At 69.0% G+C, this 5,606-nt stretch carries 7 protein-coding genes; all 7 read right to left on the bottom strand.

Going from position 1 to position 5,606, the window contains the following annotated elements; all coding sequences use genetic code 11:
- A partial coding sequence (locus RT567_RS12965) for a 6-phosphogluconolactonase (RefSeq protein WP_313576728.1) occupies positions 1-186 on the bottom strand: 186 nt, incomplete at its 3' end.
- Between the two features lie 178 nt (positions 187-364).
- A complete protein-coding gene (zwf, locus tag RT567_RS12960) occupies positions 365-1,819 on the bottom strand; it encodes a glucose-6-phosphate dehydrogenase (RefSeq protein WP_313576727.1) in 1,455 nt (484 codons plus the stop codon).
- A gap of 41 nt (positions 1,820-1,860) precedes the next feature.
- Complete coding sequence (hisIE, locus tag RT567_RS12955) at positions 1,861-2,499, bottom strand: bifunctional phosphoribosyl-AMP cyclohydrolase/phosphoribosyl-ATP diphosphatase HisIE (protein ID WP_313576726.1); 639 nt, start codon at positions 2,497-2,499, stop codon at positions 1,861-1,863.
- Between the two features lie 148 nt (positions 2,500-2,647).
- Positions 2,648-3,415 (bottom strand): imidazole glycerol phosphate synthase subunit HisF, encoded by a 768-nt coding sequence (gene hisF / locus RT567_RS12950; RefSeq protein ID WP_313576725.1) that lies wholly within the window; start codon positions 3,413-3,415, stop codon positions 2,648-2,650.
- Positions 3,412-4,146, bottom strand: coding sequence for a 1-(5-phosphoribosyl)-5-[(5-phosphoribosylamino)methylideneamino]imidazole-4-carboxamide isomerase (hisA, locus tag RT567_RS12945; protein ID WP_313576724.1), 735 nt, complete (start codon positions 4,144-4,146; stop codon positions 3,412-3,414). The genes hisF and hisA overlap by 4 nt, the downstream gene beginning before the upstream one ends.
- Complete coding sequence (gene hisH / locus RT567_RS12940) at positions 4,143-4,745, bottom strand: imidazole glycerol phosphate synthase subunit HisH (RefSeq protein WP_313576723.1); 603 nt, start codon at positions 4,743-4,745, stop codon at positions 4,143-4,145. Before hisH ends, hisA begins: the two co-directional genes overlap by 4 nt.
- The coding region (hisB, locus tag RT567_RS12935) for an imidazoleglycerol-phosphate dehydratase HisB (RefSeq protein ID WP_313576722.1) at positions 4,742-5,606 on the bottom strand (865 nt) is incomplete at its 5' end. The genes hisB and hisH, both read right to left, overlap by 4 nt.

Here is a 5,606-nt window from a genome sequence, read left to right as displayed (position 1 = left end):
CGCCGTGACTCTGGCCCAGTCGAGATCGGTCTGCGCCAACCGAGCATAGATGGGCGAGGGCGTCGACCCGCCCGACCCGGCGAACAGGGCGCGGCCGTCGGCGGCCAGCGCATCCGCCAGCGCCGTGGCCAGACGGTCGGCTGCGGCATCGGCCCAGGCGTCGTGAGTAGGAAAGGTCTGGATCATGCCGACACGCTCCTTCTCCCCTCGGGGGAGAAGGTGGGCCGCAGCGCGGCTCGGATGAGGGGGCGGCCGGATACGGGCGCGACGTCAAAGGTCGAGCGGGCGGATACAGCCCCCTCATCCGTCCTGCTCCGCAGGCTGCCTTCTCCCTCGAGGGGAGAAGGAAAGCAGTGGGCGTTTCTCATCGCACGTTCCACTTCCGGCCCGTGCGCGACAGCAGCACGTCGGCCGTCTCCGGCCCCCAGCTTCCCGCCGGATAGTCCAGCGGCCGACACTCGCGACACGCCCAGGCGTCCGCCACCTCATCGACCCATTTCCACGCCTGCTCGGCCTCGTCCCGGCGCACGAACAGGGTGGAGTCGCCATGCAGGGCGTCCAGCAACAACCGCTCATAGGCGATGCGGCGGCGCGGCGGCGCGCCGTCCTTGCCGTCCTGACCCCATGACAGGCTCATCCGGATCGGCTGAAGCTGCATCCGCTGCTCCAGCCCCGGCTTCTTGGTCATCACCGACAGGGCGATGTCCTCGTCCGGCTGCAGTTCGATCACCAGCCGGTTGTCATAGATGTCGCCCCGCTCGCCGTGGCCGAAGATGGAGTGGGGCACCGGCTTGAACTGGATGACGATCTCGGTGCGCTTGGCGGCCAGCCGCTTGCCGGTCCGCATGAAGAAGGGCACCCCCGCCCAGCGCCAGTTGTCGATATCGGCGCGGAGGGCGACGAAGGTCTCCGTGTCCGACGGCTGACCACGCTCGGTCCGGTAGCTTTCGACCGGGCGCCCCTCGACCTCTCCCGCCGTATACTGGCCGCGCACGGTCACGCGCTCGGCGTCCTCGGCCATGATCGGACGAAGCGAGCGCAGCACCTTCACCTTCTCATTGCGCACCGAGTCCGGGTCCAGATGACTGGGCGGCTCCATCGCCACCAGGCACAGCAGCTGCAGCATATGGTTCTGCACCATGTCGCGCAGGGCGCCGTATTCGTCGTAATAGGGCCAGCGGTCGCCGACGCCGACCGTCTCGCCGACCGTGATCTGCACATGGTCGATGGTCAGGCTGTTCCACAACGGCTCGAAGATGGCGTTGCCGAAGCGCAGGGCGATCAGGTTCTGCACCGTCTCCTTGCCGAGGTAGTGGTCGATGCGGAACACCTGCCGTTCGTCAAAGGCGTCGGCCACCGCATCGTCGATGGCGCGGAAGCTCTCCAGGTCGCGCCCGACCGGCTTCTCCAGCACGATGCGGTCGTCCGGCCCGGCGAGACCGGCCGCCTTCATCGCCGTGACGATGCGGCCATAGAGCGACGGCGACACCGCCAGAAAGGCCGTGATCGCGCCCTCGCCGCAACGCGCCTTCAGCGGCTTCAGGCTCTGCGCGTCTGTGGCGTCGACGGCCAGGTAATCCAGCCGCCCGGCCAGTCGATTCCAGCTGTCTTCGCTCCAGGCGCCGTCGGCCTCGGCGCGGGGTTGAACCGCCGCGCGCACGCGCTCCAGATAGGCCTCGGTCGTCTCTTCGGTGCGGGCGGCGGCGATGATCTTCAGCCCGTCCGGCAGCAGGCCGTCGTGATCCAGGAAATACAACGACGGCAGCAGCATCCGCATGGCGAGGTCGCCCCCGCCTCCGAACAGTATCAGCGCCGCCATTCAGGTCTCCTTCGTCCGAGGCCGCCCCGCATGGCGCGCCGTCAGCCTTTGTTGTCAGCCTTGTCTGTGGCTGGTTCCGCCCGCCGGGCCAAGACGTCCAGCACATCCTGAAACACCATGTCACGCGCATGGAGAAGCACCAGCAGGTGATAGATCAAATCCGCCGCCTCGCTGGCGAGTTCCGTATTATCTCCCGCCGCCCCGGCCAGAGCCGTCTCGACGCCCTCTTCGCCGACCTTCTGAGCCGCGCGTTTGGGGCCTTGCGCTATCAGGCGCGCGGTCCAGCTGTCGTTGGGATCGGCCTGTGCCCGGACATGGATGGTGCGTTCCAGCCGCCCGACGCGGCCCAGCCCCGGCGCGTCTTCGTCGCCGAAGCAACTGATACGGTTCAGGTGGCAGGCGTTGCCGACCGGGCGCACCTTCACCACTACGGCGTCGCCGTCGCAGTCGGGCGTCACCGACACGACGTTGAGGAAGTCGCCTGACGTCTCGCCCTTACGCCACCGTCCTCCGCGCGAGCGTGAGAAGAAGGTGGCCTGGCCGCTGTCCAGCGTCTCGCGCAGCGCCGCCTCGTCCATATAGGCCAGGGTGAGCACCTGAAGGGTGTCGGCGTCCTGCACCACGGCCGGGATCAGGCCGCCGCCCTTGGCGAAGTCGATGGAGGAAATGTCGAGGCTCATGGATTCGATCCGCTTATCCCCGCGGAGGCGGGGACCCAGGTTTGAGCCGTTTGGCGGACGGCGGCCTTGTATGCGCAACCCAGAACGCGGCGTTTGTCGCCAAAGCACTGGGGCCCCGCCTCCGCGGGGATGAGCGGAAGGAGGGCGGTCATATCCTCACCTCCACGCCTTGCTCATCCAGATAACGCTTCAACTCCGGCACTGTGATCGCGCCCGAGTGAAACACGCTGGCCGCCAGCGCGCCCGATACGTCCGCCTCCCCGAACACCTCGCGGAAATGCTCCACCGCGCCCGCTCCGCCGGACGCCACCAGCGGAATGGTCAGCCGCCGCCGCGCCTCGGCCAACTGAGCCACGTCATACCCCTTCCGCACCCCGTCCTGATCGATGCAGTTCAGCACGATCTCGCCTGCGCCCAGCCCTTGCGCCTCGACGATCCACTCCATCGTCAGCCGCCCGGCGCCGCGCCGCGCATTCGGGTCGCCGGTGTATTGATGCACCCGCCATTCGCCGTCCTGAAAGGCGCTGTCGACGCCGACGACGACGCACTGGCGCCCCAGCCGCGCGGCCATCTCGCCGATCAGTTCGGGCCGCTCCAGCGCGGGCGAGTTGATCGACACCTTGTCCGCCCCGTGGTCGAGACAGCGCGCCGCCTGCTCCACACTGCGGATGCCGCCCGCCACGCAGAAGGGGATGTCCAGCAGGCGGGCGATGTCCTGCACCCAGCCATAGTCCAGCGTCCGTCCTTCGGGGCTGGCCGTGATGTCGTAGAAGACCAGTTCGTCGGCGCCCTGATCGCGATAGCGCGCGGCCAGTTCGGCGGCGTCGCCCATGTCGACGTGTCCCTCGAACCGCACGCCCTTGACCACGCGGCCGTCCTTGACGTCGAGACAGGGGATGATGCGTCTCGCGGTCACGACGCGACCACCTTCAGCGCCTCGGCCACGGTGAAGCGCCCCTCGTAGATCGCACGCCCGACGATGGCGCCGTCGCAGCCCAGATCGCGCGCGGCGGTCAGGTCGTCCAGCGTCGCCACCCCGCCCGAGGCCTGTATCTTCAGTTCGGGCCGCCGCGCCCGCGCTTCGCCCAGCAGGTCGAAGTTCGGCCCCGTCAGGGCGCCGTCGCGGCCCACGTCGGTTATCAACACATGCGTCAGCAGATAGGACGGATAGCGGTCCAGCACGCTCCACAGATCAACGCCTGCGGATTGCGTCCAGCCCTTCAGCGCCGGGACCGGAGCCCCGTCCTCATATTTCACGTCCAGCGCCAGGGTGATGCGTTCAGTCCCGAAACGGTCCAGCCAGGCCAGCACTTCGTCCGGCTTCGTCACGGCCAGGGACCCGACCACGACGCGACTGACGCCCGCCGCCAGCAGACGCTCGACATCGGCTTCAGAGCGCACCCCGCCGCCCGACTGAATCTTCACCGCGACGGAGGACGCCATCTCGCCGATCAGGCCATGCTGCATGGCGCGCCCGGCTTCGGCGCCGTCCAGATCGACGACGTGGACCCACTGCGCGCCCTCTGTTGCGAAAGCAGCTAGCCGCGCGGGCGGCGCGTCGTCATAGCGGGTCACCTGATCGAACCGCCCGTGCATCAACCGCACGCAGACGCCGTCCTTCAGATCGATGGCGGGATAGAAGATCACGCGGGCAGCTCCAGAAAATTCTTCAGAATACGTGCGCCGGCGGCGGCCGAGCGCTCCGGGTGGAACTGGCAGCCCCAGTGGTTGGCGCTGTTGACCACGGCGGGGACGGGGACGCCGTAGTCGGCGGCGGCGATGGTCGCCGGGCCGTCGGGGCAGACGAAGCCGTGGACGAAATAGGCCCAGTCGCCGTCTTTCACGCCGTCCAGCAGCGGGTCCTCGCGACGGATCGTCAGACGGCTCCACCCCATGTGCGGCGAGGGGCGCGACGGGGCGGGCAGGATGGCCTCGACCCGGCCGGGGATCAGACCCAGCAGGTCGGCGCCGCCATCTTCTGCGCTGGCGTCGAACAGCAACTGTTGGCCCAGACACACGCCCAGCAGCGGGCGCGGAAACCGGCGCAACGGCTCGATCAGACCCAACATCTTCAGCCGCTGCATGGCGTAACCGGCCGCGCCGACGCCGGGCAGGATGATCCGCTCGGCCTCGGCCACATCGGCGGGATCGTCGGTGATCCGCACCCGCGCGCCCAGCCGCTCCAGCGCGAACCGCACCGAGGCGACATTGCCCGAGCCGTAACCGATCAGGGTGACCTCGCTCACAGCACGCCCTTGGTGCTGGGCACGGCGTCGCCTTCGACGCGGATGGCCTGACGCAGGGCGCGGCCCAGCGCCTTGAACACGGCCTCGGTCTTGTGGTGGTCGTCGTCGCCGGTGACGCGGACGTGGACCGCCGCGCCCAGATTCTCGGCCAGCGAACGCACCACGTGCGCCGTCAGATCGGTGCGGTAATCGCCCAGCATCGGCGTGGCGAACGTCCCCTCGAATACCGGATAGGGCCGCCCCGACAGGTCGATCGACACCGCCGCCTCCGCCTCGTCCATCGGCAGGACGAAGCCGTAGCGGCCGATGCCGCGCCGCTCGCCCAGCGCCCGTTTCAACGCCTGACCCAGAGCAATGGCGCAGTCCTCGATCGTGTGGTGCGGGTCGATGTGCAGGTCGCCTTCACACGCCAGACGGATCGAGAACCCGCCGTGCGCCGCCACCTGTTCGATCATGTGGTCGAAGAAGCCGACGCCGGTTTCGATCTTCACCGGCCCGGCGCTGTCCAGATCGACGGCGCAGACGATGCGCGTTTCCCTGGTGTCGCGGATGGCCTGACCGATGCGGTTGCGGCGCGCGCCGGGGCTGGCGGCGCCCAGGGCGGCCAGTAGGCGATCATTGACCTCGGGCTTCAGCGAGACGGGCAGGCGCAGCCGCTCTCCCGCCGGATCGGCGCTCAGGCCATAGCGGCGCAGGGCCTCCACCACGCCCGTCGGATCAGAGGGCTTGGCGATGATCACCGGCCCCACCCCGGCCTCCAGCGCCATGAGGCGCGACAGGGCCTCGGCGACGCGGGCGCGTTCGCGGCGCAGGCCGCTGATGCGTTCGGCCGTCTCCATCATCCGCGACGGGTCCAGCGCC

The sequence above is a fragment of the Brevundimonas sp. genome (assembly GCF_032107865.1).
Lineage (GTDB): Bacteria > Pseudomonadota > Alphaproteobacteria > Caulobacterales > Caulobacteraceae > Brevundimonas.
This window is presented reverse-complemented; position numbering and strand designations above follow the sequence as displayed.